This window comes from Streptomyces sp. NPDC058257, assembly GCF_042881845.1.
In the GTDB taxonomy this organism is placed as follows: Bacteria; Actinomycetota; Actinomycetes; order Streptomycetales; family Streptomycetaceae; genus Streptomyces.
On sequence record NZ_JBHVXJ010000038.1, the window covers coordinates 1 to 24,094 of the forward strand.

Sequence of the window (24,094 nt, forward strand, 5' to 3'; positions counted from 1 at the left end):
GGGGGCCCGTGGGCGCCGGCGGCATCTGGTTCGTGCACGACCGCTGTGCGCCGTCGCGGATCATCGAGCTGAACGCCGAGGCCGAGGCCGCGCTCGTGCAGCCCGAGGACGGACTCGACATGACGATGGCCGCGGGCATCGTCGAGGGCACGCCCGTGCTCGTCGCCCGCATGGTGATGACGCCGTACACCGACTCCGGCACGTACGGGTCCGAGCCACGCAACGTCTTCATGCAGGCCCTGCTGGAGAACGGCTTCCAGCTCGTGACCGCCGAACTCGACGCCGAGCCGCTGGCCGAGTGGGTCGCAGTGTTCCAGCCCCACGGCCGCGACCTGCAGCTCGCCGTCCTGACGCCGACCGGGGAGAAGTTCTACGCGGGCACGCTCCCCAGGCCGCCCGCCGGGTGGATCAAGGCCGTGCTCGACGGCCGCCAGGTCCTGCTCCTCGGTGGAGACGTCGCGGGCAGCCACGACGCCGCCGAGGTCGAGCAGGCCGCCGCCCTGGCCGTCGCCGCGAGCGAGGGCAAGCTGGCCGGCGCCCGCGTCGCGGCCGGACGCCCCAGCGACTTCGGCCTCTCCTGACGCCTCAGCTGTGGAGGCAGCCAGCGACCAGGGCGAACAGCATGAACGCGCCGATCACCCGCCACGTCCACTTGCGCCCGAGCAGCTGAAACAGCAAGAACACCATTGAGGGCCCCCTGAGTTGACCTCGACACAGGGGGCCCATTCTCGCGTCCGTGATCGCCCGCCCGCTGGGCTACCGCCGAAACCGCGGCCGCCGGGACCCGGAAAGAGGCAACGGGCAACACGGCGAAGTCCCTGGTTCCGGAGCCGAGTTGGCCCGACCGTAGAGCCATGCCCCAGTTGCGAATCGTGAGCTTCGGCTACGGACACAGCAAGCCCCGGCCCAGCTGTGCCCTGATGTTCGACGCCCGTCACCTCACCGACCCGTACCTCGACCCCGCCCTGCGCGACCTCGACGCCCGCGACCCCCGCGTGCAGCGGGCCGTGATGCGCACGCCCGGCGCCCAGGCCCTGCTCGCCGCGATGGTCACCGCCGCCTACCAGCTGCTCGCCCAGGCCGACGACGACGCCACCGTGACCATCGCGGTCGGGTGCGGGGGAGGTAGGCACCGTGCACCTGTTCTTGCCTCCCGGGCCGCCGCGCACATGGACCACCTCGACGAGCTCCGCGTCCAGGCCGTGCACCGCGACCTCGACGAGGAGCTCCTCCCCGCCGGCGCGGGCGAGGCCGCAGCGTAGGGGAGACTGGAGAAGCGCCCCGGCGGCGCGGGCGACGTCCGGCCGATGCTGCCCGCCGCCGGGGCCTCTCCCTATATAGGGGAGAAGCCAGCCGACCGTCACCGTCGTTGAGTAGGTCATGGACCTGTTGCCCACCACCGCGGCGCCGGGTGTCGCCGAGCGAGCCGAGGCCCTGGCCGATGCCGCGTGCGAACTGCACGACGCCGCCAGCACTCCGGCCAGCTGGAGCGCGGCCGCCGTCGAGGACGCGGTCGAGGCCATGGAGACCACCGCGCTCGCCCTGGCCGCCGCTCACCCCGACGCCGCCGCGGCGATGCTCGCCATCGGGCAGCAGCTGGCCCAGCTCCGCGAACGCCTCGACCTCCCGCCCGGCGAACACGCGGCCGCCGGCCCCGACGACGACGAGCACCAGGAGCAGCCCGTCGAACCACCGACCCCGATCCGGCGACCACGGCGACGCGGCCTCGGCCCGGGGTACCAGGGCCTGCGGATTCCGCCGGGCCGTACCGCCACCGGGCGGTAGACGAGTAGCGTCGACACCAGAGCGACGAGGAGGTCACCGTGACCGCACAGCCCGACCACCAGGCCGACCGGCCCGGCTTCAACCCGCCCATGGGCACGCTCGCCGAACTGCGCGAGGCGCTCAGCAGCTGGGGGTTCCCCGGCGACCGCCAGCGGTTCGAGGAGGAGCTCGACGCCCTCGACCTCGACGACCTCACGAAGGTGCGCGAGCTCACCCAGGCGTACCGGCACCGCGTCCTGCTCCGGTACGACGCCCAGGGCATGGCCGCACTCGCCCGCACGACGGACGACGTCGAGGACGAGCTCCGGCGGAAGCTCACGGAGGCCGGCGCCCGGTGACGCACGCCTTCTACTCCGACGCCGCCGACAAGGCCCGCGCCGAGCTGAGCCGGTCCGAGCAGGCCGCCGTCGAGTCCGTGCGCCGAGCGCTCGAAGCTGACCCCGAGCAGGGCCGGGGCCTCCCGGACGCCGACCCGCGCAGCGAGTCGTACGTCGTCGAGCTGCTGCCCGAGCAGACCGGCGGCCGCGGGATCAGCTTGGTGTACCGCTACTCGCAGGATCTCGACGCCGCCCTGATCCTCTGGCTGATCGCTGGACCGTAGCGACCGGTCCCACGGACGCCGACGAGCCCGCCACCGTGGTGGCGGGCTCGTGCGTGTTCGACGTCAAAAAACCATCGTTTGTTGACGAGTGCCGGTCGAGGGTCCGAATCACCCCGACGCGCCGTCAAAAACCCCGTCAACAACCCGGACCGTCAACAACCCCCTGATGACCCTTTTCTGAGAGGATCAGCGGGTGACGACGTTCTACGAACCCGACGATCTGCTCGCAGCCGCTCCGGCCGTCCTGACGAACATCAGGATCGGGTACGCCCGCGTCTCGACCAAGGGCCAGCTGCTCGACCGCCAGATGGACAGTCTCACCGCCGCCGGGTGCCGCCGCATCTTCGCCGACAAGAAGTCGGGGAAGAACGCCGAGCGTCCCGAGCTCAAAGCCTGCCACGCATTCCTCGCGGAAGGTGACACGCTCGTCGTGCCGTCCCTCGACCGCTACGGCCGGTCGCTGCAGGACCTGGTGAACATGGTCGCCGAGCTCCGGGCCCGGGGCATCGGCTTCCAGAGCCTGCACGAGGCCCTCGACACCACGACGCCCGGCGGTCGCCTGATCTTCCACGTGTTCGCCGCGCTCGCCGAGTTCATCCGCGAGCTCATCGTGGCCGGCACCAACGAGGGCCTGGCCGCCGCGCGGGCCCGGGGCAAGACCGGCGGGCGCCCGACCGTGGTCAACGTCGAGCTGATCCGGGCCGCCCGCGACATGCTGCCGAACCCGGAGAACAGCGTCGCCAGCATCGCGCGCCTGCTCGGGGTGTCGGTCGGCACCCTCTACAACCACATCCCCGACCTGCAGGAGCTCCGGGCCAGCCGCCTCCCGCGCCAGATCGAGGCCCCGGCCCACTGACCTACCGGCGCAGTTCCTCGCGCGCCTGCAGGCCGTACTCCCACAGCTCCGACCCCTCCGGACCGGTGCACCCCCAGCCGTCCGCGACGAACTGGCGGACCATCCGCTGCATCAGCTCGCCGCCGCGCGACGTGCCCAAGGAGATGTGGACCACCACGGTCGCGCCCGGCTCGTCGTAGCTGTCCCACCAGGCCGGGACCTTCCCGTCGCGCTCGGGGACCAGGTGGTGCTCGACGAACCGCACGACCAGTTGGTCAGGACCCGGCAACGGCACCCACGGCTCGCCCTCCGGCTCGCGCTCGGTGACGCGCAACGACGCCGCCATGATGCGCTCGCCCACCGCCGGCACCGCCACGGCGCGGTAGCCCTCGGTCCGGTCGACGTGACCGAGGTAGCCCTTGGAGGGCTCGCCCTCGATCACCTGCTCGTAGAACTCGACACGTACGCCCAGATCGATCATGCGGCGATCCTGGCACAGCGGGCAGGCCCGCATGGGCAGTTGGGCAGGTTCTCCCTCCTCCGTCCGCCCTCGGTCGAGGAGGACCTGCGGAAGCTCCCCTTCGGTACCAACTTGCTCCCGCCGCCCTTCCGGTTTCGGGCCCTCATTTGAGGTCGGATTTTTAGAACTTCCCCAGGTCAGAGCCGGTAACTGTTACCGCGCCGAGCGCCGCCGAGGTGACCGTCGAGCAACGGCCGCGGCTCGTCTGTGGGGCGCCTGAGCTCCGTAATCCTCCGTGGCCTGCAGCGTGCGCGACTGCGGGTGATTCGGGGTGTGAAAGACGGCCAGCGGCGGAGGGAGGGGGGTCGGTGGCGGACCGGTCGCCGTCAGCCCGGCCGGAGTTGGGCCGCTCGCCGTACTCCCGCCGTCGCGCATGACGGGCGCGTGAGGAGAACGCACCGCCGGCCGTGGCTGAGGGGGAGCAGCTGCTGCCGCGATGTGGTGGCGGCCGGTGTGGTCGCTCCGCGTCGGTGCCGGTCTCGTCGTGGCCGAGGAGCGTGTCGTCGGTGGTGGGCAGGGCGCCGTGGGGACCCACCGCCCAAGGCCGTCGCGGCGACCACGGCGGAGCCGGTGACGATCTTCTCTCCCCCTCCAATCCAATACATTTCATTACGTCAATCCAATGCATTGGATTGACGTAATGCATTGCAATGCATTAGAATCGGGGTACCGAGATGGACCGAACCGAGGAGCGCACGGTGGCCGGACAGCAGGGCAGCAACGAGGACTTCAACTTCTGGCGCGACGTCATCGGCGACGACCTGGTGGTGGACGGAGTCGTCTACGACAGCAACGTGTGGCAGCCGGACGGCGAGGGCGGCGTCGAGCGGCGCGACCCGCAGGACTGACGCCCCGGCGGGGGTCGGCACCGGTCGGCCCCCGCGTCTCCCCCAGCGCCGCGACCACCAGGAGGACGAGATGACCGACCGCCCGACCGCGTACGCCACCGCCCCGGACCTGTACGAGGAGCACCAGGAGCTCGTACGGACGATGGCCCAGCTCCCGCTCCGCGAGCGGCTCGTGCGCCGGGCCGCGCTCGCCGACCGCGAGACGCTCGACGTTCCCGAGGCGGACGGCAAGGCCGTGCAGTCGGTCCTCTCCGCCGCGCTCAAGCTGGCCGCCCACGACCAGGCGCACGGCACGGCCGCCGGCCCCGTCGCCCCGCAGGTCCTCGGCCCCGGCTCCCCCACCGCCGACCTGCGCGCGTACATCCGCCAGGAGTACGGCGCGTGGGGCTCCCCCGCCGAACAGCGCCCGGCCGTCTGGCTCGTGACCCGGGCCGAGGACCCCGGCGCCACCCCGGCCGAGGACGAGGCGACCGGCCGCGCGTACGCCGAGGCCCGGTACCGGGAGGATGAGGACCCCGACGAGCCCGCCGTCCTGCGCTGGGACGCGGACGGGGAGCTCATCGACGAGACGCTCGACCCCAGTTACCCGTACACCGGCTGGACCGTTCGCCAGGAGCAGGTCATCCGCGCCGCCGACCTCCCCACCACCAAGTAGGAGACACCCGAGATGAGCGAGCAGCAGGCCGAGCAGGCCACCACCGAGAAGCCGGCCGACGAGTGCGCGTTCCCCGACTGCCACCGCACGCGGGTGCCGAAGGACCCCACGGTGCGCGGGGCCCGGCCGAAGTACTGCGACGACCCGGAGCACAACGCCATCACGGCGTACGCGGCCAAGAACCGGCGTCCCGCGGGCTCCGCCGCCCCGGCGCAGGAGGAGGACACCGACCGACCGGTGACCGGCGCGGCCGCGACCGCGATGCTCGTGCGCGAGTCCGTCCTCAACGCCGTCCGTGATCTGGGGAAGCATCTCCCCCGGTACGTCGAACTCATGGAGCAGGTCACCGACCCGGACGCGGCCGAGGCCCAGGTCGCCGCCGCCGAGACCCGGGCGGAGGCCCGGATCGCCGAGGCCCAGCAGGAGCTCGTCACCGAGCGCGGCCGCCGCGAGGCCGCCGAGCGCCGGGCGAAGAACGCCGAGCAGGCCAAGGTCGACGCCGACGAAGCGGCGGACGAGGCGATCCGCGAACTGGAGGAGGCGAAGGCCCGGTTCGAGGCCGAGGTCGCCCGCATCCAGGAGGAGGCGGACGCCGCCGTCGCCGAGGCCGAGCGCCAGCGGGACGAGCAGGTCGCCCAGGCCGCCGCCGACGCCGCGGCGAAGGTCTCCGAGGTCGAGGAGCGGACTGCCCGCGAGGTCGCGGACGCCGAGGAGAAGGCCGGGAAGGCCACGGTCGAGGCCGACCGCCGGGTGAAGGAGATGGAGGGAGTCGTCGAGCAGGAGAAGGCCGGCGCCCGCGACGTGAAGGCCAAGGCCCTGGCGGACGTCGAGGCCGCCAACGGCCGTGTGGTCGAGGCGAACGGCAAGGTCGAGGAGGCGCAGCAGGCCGCCCGCCAGGCCGCCGCCGACGCGACGACCAAGGTCGAGGCCGCGCAGTCCGTGGCCGACGAACTGCGGGCCGAGGTGACCCGGCTCCGCGAGGACGCCAAGACCGCCGGCGGCCGCATCACCGCGCTGGAGACGAAGAACGGCGAGCTGTACGACGAGGTCCGCACCCAGGAGAACCGCGCCCGCGACGCCGAGGAGAAGCTCCGCGACGCCAACCGCGAGCTGCAGGAGCTGCAGGGCCGGAAGAAGTAGAACCGGCCACCGGGCGAGTTCCGGTCAATCATCGCAACCCGGTTGCGGTCGATCATGAATCGGCCGCAACCTGGTTGCATGACGAACACTCAGGAGGCCGTCACCGTGCCGCCGAAGCTCACGGTCATCGAGACCACCGCCGACCAGGTCCCCCCGATCCCCGACGCCGAGAAGGCCCGCAAGTACCTCGACAGCGAGGGCCGGTACGCCGATGGAGCCATCCACGCCAGCGCCGGGCACTACCAGCAGCTCGTGCTCCACGTCTCCGGCCCGCGCGCCGGAGAGTTCTACTTCTACTGCGACGACTGGCGCGTGCGCCGGGACCCGAACGTCGACCGCTTCCCGCCGTCCTCGGGTGTGTGGGCGCCGTTCCACTGGCTCAAGGTCGCCGAGATCCTGCACTGGACGATCGACTCCCACCACAACGTCGCCGAGCGCCCGTTCCTCACCGTCGAGGAGGGCAACGCGTTCGCCCACGAGGTCGCCCCGCTCGCCGAGGCCCTGCTGCTGAACCTGCAACGCGTCCCCGGTACGGACACGTACGACTGGAGCGCGGAGGCCGCCAGCGCCGGCATGGACATCCAGGCCGCTTGCAGCCGCCACAAGCACGCCCCGAAGGGCCGCCGCCCCGAGCTCGTGAACATGGCCGAGGCCGTCTCCGTACTCCCCCAGCTCGTCCAGGACCGTTGGGCCACCCTCGACGACAAGGCCCTCGACGAGGAGGCCGAGCACCTCAACCGGTGCGGACTGCACCACAACCCCGCCATCGGCGAGGCCCTCGGCATCGACCCCAACGCCCACCGTGACTCGCTCGTCGGCACCCGTGCGTGGCTCTACGAGCACCGCCGCAAGGCCGCCGCCGGCCGCCCGACGATGAGCGCCGCCGAGTGGCACGCCGCCCACCCCGCGCTCGTCACCGCGGACACCACCAACGCCGAGCTGGAGACCATCCCGGAGAAGGCCGCCGCGGCCGCCGCCGCCGAGGGCATCCTGCTGCTGAGCAACACCAAGTACGTGGCTCAGGACCGCCGCGAGGAGCTCCGCAAGCAGGTCCTGGCCGAGCTGGAGACGTATGGCGCGGCCCGCGCGGCCGCCGAGGCCGCCGTGAAGTCCAACCGCAGCGCGGTCTACGCCCGCCTGTACCGCGCGTTCTCGTGGGAGGAGCGGTACGAGGGGAAGGCCGCCGTCAGCGACACCGACCTCGGCAAGCTGGCCCACATCAGCCGCCAGGCCGTGGGCAAGCTCCGCGAGCAGCTCGACGAGACCGCCACCGAAGAGGAGACCCTCAGTGCCTGACCCGATCACCGGCGAGGGGTTCGACGCGCCGTCGCCTGAAGTCGCGTACATGGGCGCCCCGGACCTCCTGCAGGAGACCGTCGCCATCACCCGGATCTCCGAGCGCCTGCGGGTCGAGGCCAGCGTCGCCGGGCACAAGGGCGAGCCGTACGAGGTCGACGAGCACCAGGAGCGCCTGCTCCTGCTCCGCCGGGCGGCCCTGGCCGACCGCCTGTCGATCGCACACCCGGAGGTCGAGGAGTTCCTGACCGACGCGGTACAGCTGGCCCACCAGCTGGCGAAGTTCGACCGCGAGCACGACACCCACGCAGGCCCGCACGGACCCGGCGCGATCGAGTGGGACCCGTCCCACCGCCCGTACGTCCGCCAGGAGTACGACCACTGGGGATGGTGACCATGACGACCGTCGACCCGATCGCCGAGCAGTCCGCCGGCCTGTTCGCGGCCGCGCTGCAGGAGCTGGCCGAGACCTACCCCACCGACCCGGAGGGCACCGCTACCGTGGCCGTCACGGTCACCGACCCGGCGACCGGCGAGCAGCACCAGGCGCTCGTGCAGCCCGGACAACTGGGGTGGCTGACCACCCTGGTCATGGGCGAGATGGCCACGTGCCGCAACGCCCACTCGGACGGGAACGGCCAGTGCGGGCACTGCGCCGGCACCGGCCGGACCCGCAACGGGTAGCGGACGACGAGCACCAGGTCGAGGAGGAGCCGGAGATGACGACGGAGCAGGCGCCCGTGCCGTGGGCCGCCCTGGCGACGGACGCCTCGACCGTCGAGCGCTACCGGGCCAAGGTCTACGACCGCGGCCCGGACCGGTGCGCGTACTTCCTCGGCGCGATCAGCAGCTCCGGGCACGGCAAGCTGCGGGCCGGGTCGAGGAAGGTCGGCACCTCCCGGGTGGTCACCGCCCACGTCCTCGGCTACGTCATCGCCAACGGCCCCGCCGCCCTCTCCGAGGGTCACGTCGTCCGCCACACGTGCGACGAGTCGAGCTGTCAGCTGGCCGCCCATTGGGTGGCCGGTGAACGGCTCGACAACATCCGCGATTACTACGCGAGGTCCCACCGGGCCGGGCACGCGCTCAGCGACGTGCGCGGCCCGGACGGACGGGCCGTCGCCATCCGCGACGCGATCCTCACCGCCCAGGCGACGGGCGCCGACGTCGAGGCCGCCATCGCTGCCGCGATTGCAGCGGGTAACCCCTCCGGCGCTGTCCAGGACGCCCTCTTCTGAGCCCAGCCGGTAACAGTTGGCACCGCCCGTACGATGATGAAAACCCATGCACATGGGGGAAGGAGGCCGATATGGCCGACCCGAGGACCGACCCGGGCCGCGAGGGCACCCGCCTGATCGCCGCGCTGGAGAAGTGCTGGACCGCGATCCAGAAGCACCACCCCGACCTCCCTCCGGTGTTGTTCATCAGCGGAACCGGAGTCCCGCGCCGTCAGACCGAGAAGCCGCGGAAGTCGACCGACGCACCCAAGCGCCGGCACTACGTCACCCGCGGGCACCACTGGGCCGACCGGTGGGCCGTGGCCGAGGAGGAGCAGCGCCTGGCGGAGCTGTTCGTCGCGGGCGAGACCGTCCGCGACGGGGGCGAGGAGGTCCTCAAGACCTTGCTGCACGAGGCCGCCCACGCGCTGGCCCATGTTCGAAAGATCCAGGACACCTCCAAGGGTGACCCCCGGTGGCACCGCAAGGAGTTCGCGCAGCTGGCCCGGGAGACCGGACTGGAGCCGCCGAGGAGGTCGGAGAAGCCGTTGGGTTTCTCCAATGCGGTGCTCACCGACGCGACCCGCAGGAAGTACGCCGCGATCATCCGGCAGCTTGACGGAGCCGCCCTTCCCGGCCTCGGCGGAGCCGACGAGGAGGGCACCGAGGAGGAGCCGCCGGACGCGCCGGAGACTCCCGGCTCGACGAACGGCAAGCGGGTCAAGGTGACGTGCGGGTGCCTCCCCGAGCCCCGGGCGTTCCCGGTCACGCCGAAGGTCCTGGCGGAGGGGGCGATCATCTGCGGACTGTGCGGCGAGCCGTTCACCCTCCCCGGGGAGGAGGACCAGGAGCAGCCCGGCGGGGACGAGCCTGCCGCCGAAACGGAACCCCTCTCCCCCGCCGCCGAGCCTAGCGCGGCCGTCCCTACACCCCGCCCGGCCGAGCCTGCCGAGGACGGGGATTCCCCCATGCACATGGGTCACTGACCCGCCGCCGGGTCGCGACGCGCGTGCCCGGCCCCGGGGGTCCGTGGCCGGGCGTTTGACCCATGTGCATGGGGCGCAGCCCGGCGCCGGCGCGCGAAGCGCGCGGCAGAATCCGCGCCGCCGAAAATCACTTGTGGTAACAGTCGAGGCCCGACCCCCAGTCCGGGGGTCGGGCCTCACGTCGTCTCTGGCGAGCGTACCGGTCCCGTGCGGGCCCGTCGAGCCTCTGTCTTGCGAGAGGCGCTCTGCGCCACCCTCTCGCGCTCTCCAGGCCCCCGTCACAGTGCAGCCCGTATCCCTACCGAATCTCAGAACCAACCCCCTTCCCGCCGTCCTCAACCATCCGCATCCATCCAGCTCACGCCACTACAAACCCCTCTCCTCTCCAACTCTCATCCCCCCTACTACAAACCTCACTACATAACACACCTAGGCATTCTTAATTTGTCGGTGTCGCTCGCGCCGTCGATCACGTACTCTCATGACCATGCTGCGCATCACGCCGATCTCCGGAGGAGAGGCAGGACTCAACTACCTGCTCTCCGGATCGGGCTGTCAGGGCGAGCATCAGGCCGACGTCGAGCCGGGCCTCGATGGCCCGGAGGGCTACTACGCCAAGGGCACGGAACAGGGCACTCCGCTTGCCGTGTGGATCGGCAACGGCACCTCCGAGTGGGGCGTCGAGCAGGGCGAGAACGCTACCGAGCGTGACATCCGCGCGATCTTCGGGAAGCACTCGCACCCCGAGGAGTACCGGGCCGCCGTCTCCGCCGCGAAGTCCTACATCGACGAGAACGGCATCACCGGCACCGCCGCCAAGAAGGTCATGGACGACGCCGAGGCGTCCGCCCGCCGGGGCCGGAAGCAGTACACGTACCGCACGGTCGAGGAGCGGATCGAGGACCGCCTGGCGAAGGAGCCGACCGCCGACCCGGAGCGTGTGACGGAGATCCGGAGGGAGGAGCGGCGCAAGGGCCAGAACTCCCCCGCCATGTACTTCGATCACACCTACTCGGCGCAGAAGTCGGTCTCCACCTACCTCACCGCGCTGGAGGCCGCCGGTCGTCACGAGGACGCGGCCAAGGTCCGCGGCGCGATGAACGAGGGCATCGCGGAAGCCATGAAGGTCTTCCAGGAGGAGGCCGGCCTCGGCCGCGTCGGGTACCACGGCAAGGCGAAGGGCGACCGCCCGTCGACCGGCCGGTACCTCGACTCGACGGGGTTCACCGCCGCGATCTTCACTCACGAGGTCTCGCGTGCGGGTGACCCGCAGCTGCACGCGCATGTGGCAGTTCTCAACAAAATCAAGGTGCTCGACGCGGACGGGAACGAGCACTTCGTGACCCTCGACTCGAAGTCGGTGAGCAAGGCCCGCGAGGCCGCGGCCGCCGTGTTCGAGCGGACGATGGAGCAGGCCATCGAGCGTGAGCTCCCCGTCGTGTTCGAAATGCGCCCGGACGGGATGGCCCGCGAGATCAAGGGGTTCGAGCCCGAGCTGCTCGCCGCCCTGTCGGAGCGCACGTACGAGATCGACGCCCGTTACGCGGAGCTGCACGAGCAGTATGTCCAGGACCACGGCCGCGAGCCCTCCCCGTACACGCAGACGCGGCTCAAGGAGATCGCCACACTCGACACCCGCGACCCGAAGCGGAGCGAGCACCAGTCCGCCGAGGCGAGGATCGAGCGCGCTACCCGGCTCGCCGAGGACAAGGTCGACGGGGGTCTGCTCGGTGCGCTGGAGCGGGCCGAGCGGGTCGGGTTCGACACGAGGATGGCCGAGGTCGACGCGCCCACGTTCGACCGCGAGGAGGTCATCCGGGAGTCGCTGGAGGCCCTGCAGACCAAGCGCGCGACGTGGGACCGCAGCGAGCTCATCCAGCAGATCAACACCACGCTCGGTGACAATCTCCCCCGCGACGTGCCGCTGGCGCCGCTCGCCAACGAGCTGGCGACCGAGGCCCTCAAGTCCGGCCAGTACGGCGTCGTACAGACCTCCGGCCTGACCATCATCGACGACGCGCCGTCCCGCATCCGGGAGAGCGACGGATGCTCGGTGTTCTCCCCGCGCGCCATGTCCGCCGAGAAGTTCTCGCTGGAGGAGCACCTCAGCGACGAGCAGCGCGTCGCTTCCCGCGCCCACCAGACCGGCGCCCCCTGCCTGTCCCCGCCCGCCCTCGACCAGGTGGTGAAGTCCTCCGGCGTCACCGCCGACCAGGCCGACGTCGTCCGCGGAGTCCTCGGAGACAGCAAGCGGATCAGCGTGGTCGAAGGTCCCGCCGGCGCGGGCAAGAGCTACGCGACCGGCGTCATCGCCAAGGCGTGGCAGGAGCACACCGGAGGCCGAGTGATCGGCCTCGGCCCGTCCCAGGTGGCAGCCGAGGTTCTCGGCGAAGAGGGCATCGAGATCCGGACCAATACGACCCGCTTCCTCGACGTGTACGCGAAGGGCCTCGGCAGTCGAGAGGACGTCGAGACGTTCCGTCTGCGCGCGGGTGACCTGGTGGTGCTCGACGAGGCCGGCATGACTTCCACCGACCACATCACCCGAATTTCCGACATGTGTGAAGAGGTCGGAGCCAAGCTGGTCCCGATCGGCGACCAGCAGCAGCTGCAGTCCCCCGAGGCGGGCGGCCTGCTGCGCACGATGGTTGAGGACGGCCCGCACTACAGCCTCAGCAACGTCCGCCGGTTCAAGGAGCCGGACGGCACGGTGCGCGAGTGGGAGGCGAAGGCGAGCCTGGCCCTGCGCCGTGGTGATGTCAGCGCGCTGGAGGTCTATGACCTGCATGGACGGATTCAGGGCGGCACGCTGGAGGAGATGAAGGCGGCCACGATCCAGGCGTACGTCGCAGACACCCTGGCGGACCGCGAGTCCGTGGTGATGACCGCCACCAACACCCGAGCCACCGAGGTCAGCAGGGAAATCCGCGCCGAGCTCGTCCGGTACGGGCTCGTCGAGGAGACCGGCCTCCCTCTGGTCGACGACAACCGGGCCGGTGTCGGCGACCTGATCCAGACCAGGGAGAACGACGCCAAGCTCAAGGACTCCGAGGGCCGGATGGTTTTGAACCGCCGGGTCTACCGCGTGACGGGCATCGGTGAGGACGGCCAGCTCATGGCCGCCCGGGTGGCCGGCCGCAACGACGACGGCACCGAGCGACTCGCCGGGACCATCAGCCTGCCCGCGGACTACGTCCAGGAGAACGTCGCGCTCGCCTACGCGGGCACCGTGAACGCAGTTCAGGGCCGCACGGTCGGATACGGCGGGTACCTGCTCGTCGAGGAAGGCATGAGCCGTCAGCAGGTCTACCCGGGCCTGACCCGTGCCCAGCGGTACAACCGGGCGTTTGCCGCGTGCCAGGTGCCCGGCGACGAGCACCGGCTGCAGAACCTCGACCAGGACGCCTTTTCCCTGATCCAGAGCGCCGTCGAACGTGACGGGGGCGAGCTGTCCGCGCTGCAGGAGCTGCGCGAGTCGCAGGACTGGGCCGAGTCGATCCCGGCGCTGGAGCCGCGCTGGAACGACTACGTCACCGAGCACACCCGCAAGCAGTACGAGCCGATGCTCCGGCAGATGCTCAGCGAAGACCACTACAAGAAGCTCATGGCGGGCGACCCCAGCACGGTCTACCGCAAGCTCCGCGAGGCCGAGCTGGCCGGGCACGACGGGAAGCGTCTGCTGGGCGGCGCCATCGGGATGCGCCCGATGAGCTACCCCGTGCCTGACAACGTCCCGGCCCTGGTCAACTGGCGTATCGACATGGTCCTGGAGGACCGCACGCCGGAGAACGAGCCGGTCGGTCCCAACTGGTGCGACCGCACGCCGCAGATCCCCGGCATCGAGGGCGAGGTCGCCCGCGAGCTGGCCGAGGCCATGGACGCCCGGCGCGATGTCCTCGGTGAACGGCTCACCGAGGCGCCCCCGGAGTGGGCAGTCCGCCACCTCGGCCCCGTGCCCGAGGACATCCTCGACCGCGCCGATTGGGCCCGCCGCGCGGGCACGATCGAGGGATACCGCGAGCTGTACGGCATCGACGCGCCGAACACGGCGATCGGTCGCCTGCCGGCGAAGGGCGCGGTCGAGCAGCGCGCCGCGTGGGAGGCGGCGCACTCCGCCCTCGGCCGCACCGAGGACCAGGAGACCCTCGCGCGGACGGGTGACGCCACCCTGCGCGAGATGGTCAAGCGCTACGAGCGCGAGAAGTCTTGGGCCCCGGCCCACTACGGCGAGGAGCTGTCCGAGGCCCGCCAGATGGTCCTGCGCTACGAGGAGAAGGCGATCCTGGCCCAGGCCGAGGCCGACCAGTGCACGGACGCCGCCGAGCGCGCCGAGCTGGAGGCCCAGGCCCGCGGCTACGAGGACCTGGTGGCCAACCTCTCCGGCCGGGTCGAGGTCATGGAGCAGATCGACGCGGCCCGCTCCGCCTGGTACGAGGAGACCGCGCCGGCCCGCGAGGCCGCCGAGGCCGCCCGCGACGAGCTGGACCGCCGTGGCGCCGACGACCGGGTCGAGGCGGAGCCGGACGTCGAGGAGATCCTCGACGAGGAACTCGTCGCCGAGCCGGAGTACGACCTCGACCGCGCCGAGGAGATCGACTGGACGGTGGAGGGCGAGACCCTCGACCAGGCCCCCGAGCAGAGCGTCGAGGAGGAGCTCCCCCTCACGTACGACGAGCAGGAGGAGCTCGACCAGGCGCTCGCCGCGTACGAGGAGCGGTTCCGCGCGGCCCCCGAGGTCGAGGACGACGTCGACCTCGACCAGGCGCCGGACGTCGACTGGGGCGACGTGCCCGGGTTCGAGGAGTCCGCGCCGGAGCTGGACGACGTCGCGCAGCAGCTGGCCGAGCCGGACGAGCAGCAGCGCGTCCAGGACGAGCTTGCCGCCGAGGCCGCCGCGTACCACGAGGACCGGCGCGCGGAGGCCGAGCAGGCCGAGCAGGCCCCGGAGATCGACTGGACGGTGGAGGGCGAGACCTGGCGGGCCGAGGAGTCCCTCGACGCCCCCGAGGCCGAGCAGGCACCGCAGGCCGAGGAGACCGCCGAGGTCACCGCGACCACCGGGGTCACCACCTACCGGCCCGGCCCCGAGCTGGACGCCGCGCTCGCCGCGTACGAGCAGCAGCTGCGCGAGCAGGCCACGGCCTCCCGCGAGGCCGAGCCGGAGTACGACCTCGACCAGGCCCCGGAGATCAACTGGGAGATCGAGGGCGAGACCACCGAGGAGCGTCCCGAGCAGGACGTCCAGGCCGAGGCCGAGCAGGACGTCGAGGCCGAGCTGCAGCCGGAGTCCCCGGAGCAGGAGCTGGCGCCGGCGGTGTCCGGGCCGACGCAGGAGGACCAGCTGCGCGAGCTCTACGAGCAGATGTACGTGCAGCAGGGTGCGGACCGCGCCCCCGAGGCGGAGACGGAGGCGACGCAGGCCGGGCCGGAGCAGGAGAACCAGCGCGAGGCCCAGCGCCTGACCGCCTCTCAGCAGCAGCTCCCGGCCCAGCTGGCCGACCTGCAGGAGGACCTCGACAAGGCGCACGGTGCGCTCGCCGAGATCGCCAACCGCATGGCGGAGAGCAACCGGACCGCCGAGGCCGACGACGCGGCCCGCGCCGAGCAGGCCGAGGTCAGCCGTACCCGCGAGGTCGAGGTCGAGGCCGCGCCGCAGATCCAGCAGGACCAGGGCCCGATCATCAGCTACTGACACGGCCCGTAGCGCCTGCTGGCCGGGCGCCCGTCCCGGCCCTTACCCTCAACCGACCAGGAGGTGAGCCGAGTTGAGCACCGCACAGTGGACGCCGCCCCAGCTGCGGCCGGAGCACGAGCTCGTCAGGATGATCGAGCACGTCACGGCGAACGGCTACAGCAGCAACAAGCACGACGGATACGACAAGGGCCTGCTCGCCGCGCTGGAGTGGGCCGCCGGCCGCACCGAGAAACCGCCGGTCAGTAAGACGCCTCTCGGCCGCCCCGTCACCGGCACCGATGCCAAGCGTGAGCAGTACAGGGCACACGAGGCGATGCAGGGCGGGATCGCCGAGCCCGAACTCCGAGAGGTCGCCCAGGAGAAGGGCCGCGGCTACGTGACCGGGGTGGAGAACACCCTGGCGTGGACCATCGGGTCGGACGGCCTTTGGGCACCGTGGGAGACGTAGCCGGAAAGGCCGTAGAGACAGCACAGAGCCCCCGACACGTACGTGTCGGGGGCTCTTGTCGTCCGTGCGGCTACGAGGCCGCCACAGGGCCGGGGGCGGGCGCCTCCCGGCGGTTCTGCAGCTCCCAGCTCAGGAAGCCGGACAGGACCGCGTCGTCGTCGATCGCACGCGGAGCCGTGGGCAGCTCCGGGTTGTTCTCCCAGGGATCGTCCTGGTGGACCTTGGCCTCGACGCACTTGCTCAGCGCGCTGATCAGGCGACGCTTGACGCCGGGCGCGTACCGGTCGTGCCAGTCCCCCGCGCGGGACGGGGTGCCGTACGACGTGCGGTAAATCTTGATCCACTCCTGGCACAGCCAGCCCATCTCCCGTACGGCATCCCGGTGCCGGTACCAGCACGGCGGGATGCGGTCCGGGTCGGTCGGGGAGCCGGGCATCGGGTTGTTGCCCGCGAACGCGCCCGACTTCCACCCGACCCAGCCGTACCCGTACTGCAGCTCGTAGCGGACCCACTTGATCAGGACGTCCCAGGCTTCCCCCGCCTCCTCACGGTCCATGCCCTGGTCAAGCGACCAGTTCCAGACCGCGAGCTTCTCCTCGGCCGGTTCGGCCGCCAGGGCCTTGAGGTCCTCCCCGATCTGCTTGACCGTCTTGGACAGGGCATCCAGGCCCGACCGGAGCGGGGCCAGGGCCTGCACCTGCTCCTGCAGGCCACCGGTCCGCTCCTCCAGGTGGTCGAGCGCGTCCTGCACGCTCCCGAGCTGGGCGAGCGCGGTACGCACATCGCCCTTGCTCTCGTCCAGCGCCTCGACGTCCTTCTCGACCTTGGCCAGGTCCTTGGCCAGGGCGAAGACCTGCCCGGCGAGGCCGCCGCCGATCTCCCCCGCCATCAGCGGCTTCCCTTCGTCATCGTGACGCCGGCGCCCGTGCCGGTGCCGCCCTTGCGCTGGCTGGGCAGGTTGGCCTTGGCCAGCTTCTTGACGTCGCGCCGCTTCCACAGCGGCTTGATGTGCGTGATCACGGGCGAGCAACCGGCGAAGATGATCAGGGACTGGCGCTTGCCCAGCTTGAACACCTGTCCCGGCGTGATGACCGGCTTCTCCTCGGTCACCGTCGAGACCGAGTTCTCCCCGTTCCTGGTGGTGGTGGTCTTGCGCTGCTTCTCGTAGGTGCCGCACATGTCGCTGATGTCCTTGCGGACCTGCGTGTCGCCGATGCCCCGCAGGAAGATGCGGACGTTGGCGTCGTCCCAGATGATCCGGCCGCGCTGCTCGCCCCACACGTCGAACAGCTGGGCACGGGACTGAATGACGATGACCAGCGTGATTCCCCGGCCGCCGGAGTCCGGCATCCACTTGTCCACCGGCAGCGGGATCAGGTTGGCGATCTCGTCCAGGGCCCACAGGCAGGGCGGGTCCATCCGGCCGGTGCCGTTCTTGTTGCCCAGGTCGACCGTCACCGACCGCAGGTAGTCGGCGAACATCACGAACAGCGGGGCGACCGTGCTGCCCGGCTTGTCGTTGCCGATCATGTAGAGGGTGCCCTTGTTGAGCAGGAAGGTCTCGGCGTCGAAGTGCTCGCCGGGGCCCGGCAGGACCGTCTCGGCCACCCGGGGGTTGGCCATCCAGCCGAGCGCGGAGGACAGCGTGGTGAAGATGCCGTCACCCGTGCCCTGCACGACCGTCTGCCGCTGGACCAGGAGGTTCGCCCAGTCCTGCGAACCGGCCGAGAGCAGGATGTTCGCCGCCGTCTGGTCACCGCGGTTCTGCGACCACGAGTAGACGTCCATCATGGTCTTCCCGCCGAGGGCGGCCGCGTGCATGAAGCGCGCGAGCACCTCGCAGGCCGTCGACTTGAAGAACGCGTCCACGCCCGAGCCCGAGTCGGAGCCGCTGCGGGAGCCGTACAGCAAGTAGGCGGCCCGCTGGATGGCCACCTCGCGCACCTCGCACCCGCGGATCGGGTCCCAGCGGAACGTGTTCTTCCCGCCGGACAGGCCCAGCGGGTCCCAGACCCACACGGGCCCGAGCTGCTCACGCATCGACTTGGTGGCCAGGTGGTCGTTGACCTTGGACGACGTGTGTACGACCGCGCCGTCCCACCGGTAGATCATCGAGTTCAGGATGATGCTCTTGCCCTGCCTCGACGGGGCCAGGATCAGGTAGTTGTTCTCCGGGGTGCCCCAGATGCCGGCGGGCAGGCCGCCGGAGCGCAGGCGCCCGAGGGGCACCGCGTACGCCGTGGTGGGGACCTTCTTCTCGCGTCCTTCCAGGCTGGGGCGGGTCTGCTTGACCATCTCCCGGGCGTGCTTGGCGGACATCTCGTCGCGGATCTCCCGCTTGGAGGCGAAGCCGGGCCGGGGCGCGTACGCCTTCCAGACGGCCGCCAGAGTGGCGATGCCTGCCACCGCGGCGACGCCGACGACGGCCCCGCCGGGACCATAGACGAAGTCGTTGAAGTGGTTCAGGAAGTCGAAGATGGCCGGGTCCGTGGTGGTGTCGCTGCCCGGGAGGCCGGGGGCGGGCGACGAGGCCGCCAGCTCCATAGCCGTGATCTGCGTGTGGGACATCATGCGGGGTTCCTCCGTTGTCGTGACTTGGGTCCCCGGGGATCAGCGCTGCCATCGCCCCCCGGGGGCGTTGTCCGACTGATCCGGTGACCTGCTTCGCACCGTATGCGGGGGGTCGGACACCCCTCTGCTCGTTTATTGCTGGGAGCCGCTCGGCAGCGCTCGGTTCCCGGCCTGCGGGGCTCGGATGATCCCCGTTGATCGAATTCTTGAAGGCCGGTCCTGTGGATAAAGTCCGCGCTTCCTGCCTGACGGGCCATCAATTCCGAGCGGGCCCGTCCGGCGGGAAGGTCAGACCGGCTGACGCTGGCCGTTGATCGGCCGGGTCTGCGCGGCATCCTCAGCACGCTCGTGACCGTCTGCGCGGTAGTCGCTCGGCTCCTGCCGCGCGCTGCTCGCCGCCGCGCGGGAGCTTTCCGAGCGCTCGGTTGAGCCGTCAGCCTGCCGCGCGCCGCCGTTGGCGATCATCGCGGCCCGCTTCTCCTTGAAGTCGATGATCCAGTTGCGTGCGTTGCCCTCGGCGACCCCGCAGGTCTGGGCGAGCTGGGCAGCGGTCGGGGGCTCCTGGCCCGCCGTCACCGCCTCCAGGTAGAGCTCCCATCCGGTCTGCTTCGCCTCACTGCGGAAGGCCGGCGCCGCCGCGAGGGCCGCCGCCTCGGCCTGCCCGCCGAGCCGGTCCGCCAACTGCGGGCGGATCGAGTCGAGCAGGGCCTGCGCCTCGGCCGCCTCAGCCTGCGTACGGGCCGCAGCCTCGGCCGCCAGGCGCTGGTTCTCCTCAGCCTGACGCCGCAGGTCAGCAGCCTTTTCGGCCGCCGTGGTGTGCTCGCGCGCCGTCTCCTGCGCCTTGGCGAGAGCCGCCTGCAGGCGCTGGACCTCTCCGGCCGCCCGCTGGGCCTCCTCGGTGCTGGCGCGGGTCGTGTCCTTCACGGACTCCCGCTCGTTCACCAGGCGCTGCAGCTCCTCACGGATCGAGGTCACCTCGGCCGCCGCCTTGTTGCGCCGGTCGGTCTCGTCGGCGATCCGGTCCTGCACCCGGGCGAGCTCGTTCGCCGCGTCGGAGAGCTTCTTCTGCTCCTCCTCGGCCCTCTCGGCGAGGCGAGCGACATTCTGCGCTTCCTCGGTCATTTCGGATTCCGCGCGCTGCCGCGCAGCTTCCGCGCGCTGCCGAGCGTCCTCCGCGCGGGCCGCCTCGGCCTTGGCTGCCTTGGTCTCCTCGGCCGCCTTGGCGAGTGCCTCCTCGGCTTCCTGCCGCGCGGTGAGGGCCGCCGCCTTCTCCTCGACTGCCGCGCGCTTCTCCTCTTCCGCGCGCTCCCGCGCAGTCTCGGCCTCGACCCGAGCGGCCTCGGCCTCGATCCGAGCAGCTTCCGCGCGCTCGGCTTCCTGGTTCGCTTCCGCCGCGCGCGCGGCCGCCTCGATCCGCTTGGCCGCCGGCATGATGGCCACCCGCTCCATCAGCTCCGTGACCTCCGTGGGGTTCTTGAAGTCCACCACCGCGACGTCGTCCACCTCGCTCCAGCCGCCGAGCTCCCGCAGTACGGCGAGCGCCTGGTTGCTGTCCACGGCGAAGTCGGCACGGGCCATGGAGGTCGTGGCCGCCTTGCGCGCCTGCTGCAGCTCCTTGACCTCCGCAGCGAGGCGGCGCTGCTTGGCCTTCCGGCCCTCCGTGAGGTTCTTCGCCTGCGTCTCCAGCAGCGTCCGCAGCCGGAACAGCTTCTTACCGGCCTTCTTCGCCAGCGCCGCCCGGTAGACCTGCCCGCCCTTGCTGGCCGGGTCGATGTCGAGGCCCGCGAACAGAGCGGCCCATCCCTTGGTCCACAGCAGCCCGATGAGCTTGCCCGGACCGGGCTTCTCCTCGGTGTCGGGGAGCTCCGCCCCCTTCATGACCGCCCGGAACTCCAGCTCGATCACGACCGCCGCCACGACCGGCATGATCGCCATGAACGGGGCGCTCGCCGCGTTCGGCGCGTGGATGAAGTTGGCCGTGGCGGACACGGCGACCAGGCACCAGGCCAGGTTGTGCATCAGCCGGAGCTGAGTGGTCCAGCCCTTGTCAGCGCGCTTGTAGAGCAGGGTGAACAGCACCAGCTCCGTCAGGTCGAACGCCGCGAGGAACCCGACCGCGAACGGTTCAGGGAGCTGGGCCGTCTCCCGGGCGAAGCCCCACATGCCGTACAGCGAGACGGACATCGAGGCCAGAGCCATGACGTACAGCCGCTTGGGCAGCGAGGGCCGCCCGCCTTCCGGCTTCCGGCCGGCCTCGACCGCAGCCTTCCGCTCCTCGGCCGCACGCTTGCGGTTCCGCTCGGCAGCGCGCCAGACGGTACGGGCCGCCAGGGCGACCATGCCCAGCCACGCCAGGACCAGGGCCGCGGCGGAAACCGTGAGGACCCAGGGCGGGGTGCCGGACACCGCACGGTCAAGAGTCGACGACCAGTCAAATCCCTGGCCAGTTCCTGCTGCCTGTGACCAGGACAGATGCTCTCCGGCCGTAGTCTGGGACAGACGCATACAGACCTCCATATCTCTGCGCCGTGGCCTCGGCGGTCCCTACACCGCTGGGGCCGTTCTTCGTTCTGATCAGGCGTTTCTCTTAGCCAGGTACTCGTCGAGCGCCGCGTCGAGGAGGTCCTGCAGGTTCACGTCGTGCTCGGCCGCGTAGACCTTCATCCGCTTCCGAACCGAGGCCCGGACCCGCCCGCTGATGAGGACTTTGTCCTCCGCCTTCGGGTCCTGTTCTGCCTGCTCATCGGGCACTTTGCTGCTCCTCGGTGGTCGTTCCAGCACGTCGAGCACCATCTTCCCCTCCTGTTGCTAGCCGGTGAGTGAACACGAGCATACAGCTAACAAGCTAGGAAGTCACGAACCTAGGTTGTTGACAACGTAGCTCCGATGGGGCTTACTGGAATGGCGAGAGGGTCGGGGTTCCCGCCCCGACCCTCTCGGACCGGCCGGAGTTCGAGCTCCAACCGGTCACGGACACCCCTGCCGTTCTCACCGAGAGGGATCTCCAGTGCGCCATCTTCCCAGGACCAACCGCGTTCTGACCACGCAGGTGAACACCGACACGACCGCCGCGCCGAACGGGCGCCGGGTGCTCGTCGTGGGTCGCTTCATCCGCCCCACCTGCGACAACTGCGACGGGTTCGAGTCCGTCAAGGTCGTCATCGGTGGCCAGCTCGTCACCATCGACTGCACCGTGTGCACCGCCCCGGCCCCGACCGCCGGCCTCGACGACGTCATGGACGACATCGAGCGCCAGGACGACGGCCGCGGCTTCGAGGCCGAGGACCTGCTCGTCACCCAGGGGCGTGCCGCATGAGCCCCCAGGAGCAGGCCGCCGCCGACGCGCGGGACGCGCAGGTCAGGGCCGCCGAGGAGCAGACCCGCAAGGCGCTGGAGGACCTGCAGCGCCACGGCCAGGCCGCCGCCGCCGTCTCCCAGATCGGGGGCCGGGGATGAGCAACCTGCCCATGCGTCCCACCGCCCACGAGCGCGACGGACGCGACGAGGTGGTCTCCGTGGCCGCCGAGATGGCCCGTACGGCGCATGAGCTGCACCTCGACGGCTACAGCGACGCCGAGGTCAGCCGCGCGCTCGTCGCCGACGAGCTCACGATCGAGCTGCTGATGAAGCCCGGGGGTGCCCAGTGAGGAACCCCCTGCGTCCCCTGATCGGCCGGGTGAGCCACGCGTTCGGCGTCACCCTCGGCGCGGTCGGTGTCGTCGAGGACGTCGTCGCCACCGTCCGCAGCCAGCGCCTGACCAAGGCCGACAACAAGCAGCTGGCCGACTCGGCGCGCAACGCCGCGCTGGCCGAGGCCCGCCGGGGCTGCACCCACCTCCCGGCGTGCCCGCCGGCCGCCGCGCCGGACCGGATGAAGGCCGTCGAGGTCTGGGCCGACGACGCCTGTGTCTACCTGTGCAACGGGCTCGTGCTCGCCGCCCGGGAGACGCAGGCCCCGGACTCCCCGTCCGGCCTCTACACCGCGATGCCGGAGAAGGAGACGACGCTGTGACGAACGACGACCGAGTACAGGCCACCGCCGTAATCGCCCTGCTCGCGGCCCTCCTCGGCGCCCTGTGGGCCCTGCAGCGCGGTTTCGACCCGCAGGGAGTCGCCCTGGTATCCGGACTGGCCTACGGAGCCGCCCTGGCCTTCACGGGCCCGCTGCAGGCCCCGCTCGGCGAGTCGGTGGTGACCAGCGTCAAGTACGCCGCGTTCACCACCGCGTTCGCCGTGTGGGTGCTCGCCGCCGGGGCGTACTCCGGGTGGCAGCTCCTGCGTGAACGCCGCACCTCGACCTCGAAGGGGGTGTTCGCGTGACGACGCTCGCCGACCTCCTCGGCAGCGAGACCGAGGCCAACCGCTGGATGGAGAGCCGCGCCCGCGGACTCGTGCTCTGGCACCGCGTTGCCCCGCAGGACGCGTACCGGGTCGTCGAGGCCGCCGTCGCCGAACACGACCCGTCGATCCTCGCGGAGATCGGCCAGGTGTGGACCCGCAGGCCCGAGGCCGCCGAGTCCGGCCTGCCCGCCGTCCTGTACCTGACCCACTGGCTCGACCGCGACCACCTGGTGGTCGAGGACGGGGCGACCGGGTCCGCCGTGCTCCCGCTGCTGGCCCTGCACGCCTACCAGCTCGACTACTGGCACCAGCCGTGACTCCCCGCCAGCCGTTCTCCGAGGACATGGCCGGCGGAAGCCGCCAGCTCCGCCTGTTCGACGAGGACACCGAGTCCGGGCCCGCCACCACGGCGGGCCCGGCCCCGGGCGACACCGACCCCACCAACGACACCGACGAGACGTCCCGGACGGAGCCCCAGCCGTGACACCCCCCGACCAGCTCCCCGCCTGGTACAGCCAGCACCTCCCGGCCCCCGCGCCGCAGCCCCAGTACGACGGGCTGACCCTGCTGATTGCCTACTCCGGCAGGATCGTGCCGGTCATCACCACCTCGACCGCGCTGATCCTGGCGAGGATCTGGCACGAGCAGGGCGCCGCCAACAGCGTCGGCGACATGGCGCTGATGATCGCCCTGGCCGCCGGATCGTTCGCCGCCGCGTGCGTCTCGGCCGCCCACCGCAACAGCGACGCCGTCACCACCGCCGTGGCGTTCACCGCCAGCGGGGCGTTCGCCATCATCGGCCCCGCCGCCTACACCGAGTCGTGGGCCCTGTCGATGCTGCTCTGGCTCGTCGCCACGGTCCTGGTGTACGTCGTCTCCTCCCGGCACTGGCGGGCCGCCCGCCAGCTGCGCGAGAGCCGCGACCACGAGCTCGCGCTCGCCCGGCTCGACAGCGCCACCACCGTGGCGACCGCCGTCATCGACCGCGACGCCAAGGCGCAGGCGTTGGCGTACGGACTCACGCTCGCCGCCGCCGTCGAGCACCGCGCACAGCTCGACCCGATCACGTACGACCCGGCCGCTCTCACCAAGGCCGGACTGCCCGAACTCCCTGGTCACACCGCTGACAGCAGGCGTGACCACGCGTGAGGATGGC

General features: G+C 71.3%; 29 protein-coding genes. 24 read left to right on the forward strand and 5 right to left on the reverse strand.

Translation table 11 applies throughout. The annotated features are described in order from the left end of the window. The 6 genes from ACFVXC_RS41395 to ACFVXC_RS41420 all read left to right on the forward strand — a co-directional run. A partial coding sequence (locus tag ACFVXC_RS41395) for a hypothetical protein (protein ID WP_389916848.1) occupies positions 1-581 on the forward strand: 581 nt, incomplete at its 5' end. Positions 582-854: 273 nt separating this feature from the next. Beyond that, positions 855-1,262, forward strand: a complete 408-nt coding sequence (locus ACFVXC_RS41400; protein ID WP_362606070.1) for an RNase adapter RapZ — start codon at positions 855-857, stop codon at positions 1,260-1,262. Positions 1,263-1,380: 118 nt separating this feature from the next. Then, a complete protein-coding gene (locus tag ACFVXC_RS41405; RefSeq protein ID WP_389916850.1) occupies positions 1,381-1,785 on the forward strand; it encodes a hypothetical protein in 405 nt (134 codons plus the stop codon). 38 nt (positions 1,786-1,823) lie between these two features. Continuing rightward, positions 1,824-2,123, forward strand: coding sequence for a hypothetical protein (locus tag ACFVXC_RS41410; protein ID WP_371558765.1), 300 nt, complete (start codon positions 1,824-1,826; stop codon positions 2,121-2,123). Continuing rightward, positions 2,120-2,386, forward strand: coding sequence for a hypothetical protein (locus tag ACFVXC_RS41415; protein ID WP_389916852.1), 267 nt, complete (start codon positions 2,120-2,122; stop codon positions 2,384-2,386). Before ACFVXC_RS41410 ends, ACFVXC_RS41415 begins: the two co-directional genes overlap by 4 nt. Positions 2,387-2,579: 193 nt before the next feature. Next, positions 2,580-3,242 carry a recombinase family protein gene (locus ACFVXC_RS41420; RefSeq protein ID WP_389916854.1) on the forward strand — a complete coding sequence of 221 codons (663 nt, stop codon included), beginning with the start codon at positions 2,580-2,582 and terminating at the stop codon, positions 3,240-3,242. Between the two features lies 1 nt (position 3,243). On the opposite strand, the gene ACFVXC_RS41425 is transcribed toward ACFVXC_RS41420, so the two are convergent. Then, on the reverse strand, positions 3,244-3,702 hold the full coding sequence (locus ACFVXC_RS41425) for a hypothetical protein (RefSeq protein WP_389916856.1): 459 nt from the start codon (positions 3,700-3,702) through the stop codon (positions 3,244-3,246). A gap of 713 nt (positions 3,703-4,415) precedes the next feature. Here ACFVXC_RS41425 and ACFVXC_RS41430 point away from each other — a divergent pair. The 10 genes from ACFVXC_RS41430 (at position 4,416) to ACFVXC_RS41475 (ending at position 16,026) form a co-directional block, all read left to right on the forward strand. Next, positions 4,416-4,589: a hypothetical protein gene (locus ACFVXC_RS41430; protein WP_389916858.1), complete on the forward strand. Its 174-nt coding sequence runs from the start codon at positions 4,416-4,418 to the stop codon at positions 4,587-4,589. A 70-nt stretch (positions 4,590-4,659) separates the two neighbouring features. After that, a complete protein-coding gene (locus ACFVXC_RS41435) occupies positions 4,660-5,244 on the forward strand; it encodes a hypothetical protein (RefSeq protein WP_389916860.1) in 585 nt (194 codons plus the stop codon). 12 nt (positions 5,245-5,256) lie between these two features. Then, complete coding sequence (locus ACFVXC_RS41440) at positions 5,257-6,384, forward strand: hypothetical protein (protein ID WP_389916862.1); 1,128 nt, start codon at positions 5,257-5,259, stop codon at positions 6,382-6,384. 78 nt (positions 6,385-6,462) lie between these two features. Then, a complete protein-coding gene (locus tag ACFVXC_RS41445; protein WP_389916864.1) occupies positions 6,463-7,680 on the forward strand; it encodes a hypothetical protein in 1,218 nt (405 codons plus the stop codon). Next, on the forward strand, positions 7,673-8,074 hold the full coding sequence (locus tag ACFVXC_RS41450) for a hypothetical protein (protein WP_389916866.1): 402 nt from the start codon (positions 7,673-7,675) through the stop codon (positions 8,072-8,074). The genes ACFVXC_RS41445 and ACFVXC_RS41450 overlap by 8 nt, the downstream gene beginning before the upstream one ends. Before the next feature lie 2 nt (positions 8,075-8,076). After that, complete coding sequence (locus ACFVXC_RS41455) at positions 8,077-8,364, forward strand: hypothetical protein (RefSeq protein ID WP_389916868.1); 288 nt, start codon at positions 8,077-8,079, stop codon at positions 8,362-8,364. Positions 8,365-8,399: 35 nt separating this feature from the next. Further along, positions 8,400-8,918 carry a hypothetical protein gene (locus ACFVXC_RS41460; protein WP_389916870.1) on the forward strand — a complete coding sequence of 173 codons (519 nt, stop codon included), beginning with the start codon at positions 8,400-8,402 and terminating at the stop codon, positions 8,916-8,918. A gap of 71 nt (positions 8,919-8,989) precedes the next feature. After that, positions 8,990-9,883, forward strand: coding sequence for a hypothetical protein (locus ACFVXC_RS41465; RefSeq protein ID WP_389916872.1), 894 nt, complete (start codon positions 8,990-8,992; stop codon positions 9,881-9,883). Positions 9,884-10,370: 487 nt separating this feature from the next. Then, a complete protein-coding gene (gene mobF, locus ACFVXC_RS41470; protein ID WP_389916874.1) occupies positions 10,371-15,575 on the forward strand; it encodes a MobF family relaxase in 5,205 nt (1,734 codons plus the stop codon). 73 nt (positions 15,576-15,648) lie between these two features. Further along, positions 15,649-16,026, forward strand: coding sequence for a hypothetical protein (locus tag ACFVXC_RS41475; protein WP_266646751.1), 378 nt, complete (start codon positions 15,649-15,651; stop codon positions 16,024-16,026). 70 nt (positions 16,027-16,096) lie between these two features. Here the strand turns inward: ACFVXC_RS41475 and ACFVXC_RS41480 are convergent, their stop codons facing one another. The 4 genes from ACFVXC_RS41480 to ACFVXC_RS41495 all read right to left on the reverse strand — a co-directional run bounded on the left by ACFVXC_RS41480 (position 16,097) and on the right by ACFVXC_RS41495 (position 21,390). Beyond that, positions 16,097-16,915, reverse strand: coding sequence for a hypothetical protein (locus tag ACFVXC_RS41480; RefSeq protein WP_389916876.1), 819 nt, complete (start codon positions 16,913-16,915; stop codon positions 16,097-16,099). Further along, on the reverse strand, positions 16,915-18,597 hold the full coding sequence (locus ACFVXC_RS41485; protein WP_389916878.1) for a type IV secretory system conjugative DNA transfer family protein: 1,683 nt from the start codon (positions 18,595-18,597) through the stop codon (positions 16,915-16,917). Before ACFVXC_RS41485 ends, ACFVXC_RS41480 begins: the two co-directional genes overlap by 1 nt. Positions 18,598-18,885: 288 nt before the next feature. After that, on the reverse strand, positions 18,886-21,102 hold the full coding sequence (locus ACFVXC_RS41490; protein WP_389916880.1) for a hypothetical protein: 2,217 nt from the start codon (positions 21,100-21,102) through the stop codon (positions 18,886-18,888). A gap of 69 nt (positions 21,103-21,171) precedes the next feature. Beyond that, positions 21,172-21,390 (reverse strand): hypothetical protein, encoded by a 219-nt coding sequence (locus ACFVXC_RS41495; RefSeq protein ID WP_389916882.1) that lies wholly within the window; start codon positions 21,388-21,390, stop codon positions 21,172-21,174. A gap of 214 nt (positions 21,391-21,604) precedes the next feature. On the opposite strand from ACFVXC_RS41495, the gene ACFVXC_RS41500 reads away from it, so the two are divergent. The 8 genes from ACFVXC_RS41500 to ACFVXC_RS41535 are packed head-to-tail and all read left to right on the forward strand — an operon-like array spanning position 21,605 to position 24,087. Next, complete coding sequence (locus ACFVXC_RS41500) at positions 21,605-21,913, forward strand: hypothetical protein (RefSeq protein ID WP_389916884.1); 309 nt, start codon at positions 21,605-21,607, stop codon at positions 21,911-21,913. After that, a complete protein-coding gene (locus tag ACFVXC_RS41505) occupies positions 21,910-22,053 on the forward strand; it encodes a hypothetical protein (protein ID WP_389916886.1) in 144 nt (47 codons plus the stop codon). The genes ACFVXC_RS41500 and ACFVXC_RS41505 overlap by 4 nt, the downstream gene beginning before the upstream one ends. Continuing rightward, positions 22,050-22,244 carry a hypothetical protein gene (locus ACFVXC_RS41510; RefSeq protein WP_389916888.1) on the forward strand — a complete coding sequence of 65 codons (195 nt, stop codon included), beginning with the start codon at positions 22,050-22,052 and terminating at the stop codon, positions 22,242-22,244. Before ACFVXC_RS41505 ends, ACFVXC_RS41510 begins: the two co-directional genes overlap by 4 nt. Then, positions 22,241-22,609, forward strand: coding sequence for a hypothetical protein (locus ACFVXC_RS41515; protein WP_389916890.1), 369 nt, complete (start codon positions 22,241-22,243; stop codon positions 22,607-22,609). Before ACFVXC_RS41510 ends, ACFVXC_RS41515 begins: the two co-directional genes overlap by 4 nt. Further along, on the forward strand, positions 22,606-22,917 hold the full coding sequence (locus ACFVXC_RS41520; protein WP_371558743.1) for a hypothetical protein: 312 nt from the start codon (positions 22,606-22,608) through the stop codon (positions 22,915-22,917). Before ACFVXC_RS41515 ends, ACFVXC_RS41520 begins: the two co-directional genes overlap by 4 nt. Further along, positions 22,914-23,255: a hypothetical protein gene (locus ACFVXC_RS41525; protein WP_389916892.1), complete on the forward strand. Its 342-nt coding sequence runs from the start codon at positions 22,914-22,916 to the stop codon at positions 23,253-23,255. The genes ACFVXC_RS41520 and ACFVXC_RS41525 overlap by 4 nt, the downstream gene beginning before the upstream one ends. Then, positions 23,252-23,422: a hypothetical protein gene (locus ACFVXC_RS41530; protein ID WP_389916894.1), complete on the forward strand. Its 171-nt coding sequence runs from the start codon at positions 23,252-23,254 to the stop codon at positions 23,420-23,422. The genes ACFVXC_RS41525 and ACFVXC_RS41530 overlap by 4 nt, the downstream gene beginning before the upstream one ends. Beyond that, positions 23,419-24,087: a hypothetical protein gene (locus ACFVXC_RS41535; RefSeq protein WP_389916896.1), complete on the forward strand. Its 669-nt coding sequence runs from the start codon at positions 23,419-23,421 to the stop codon at positions 24,085-24,087. Before ACFVXC_RS41530 ends, ACFVXC_RS41535 begins: the two co-directional genes overlap by 4 nt. Positions 24,088-24,094 lie beyond the last annotated feature (7 nt).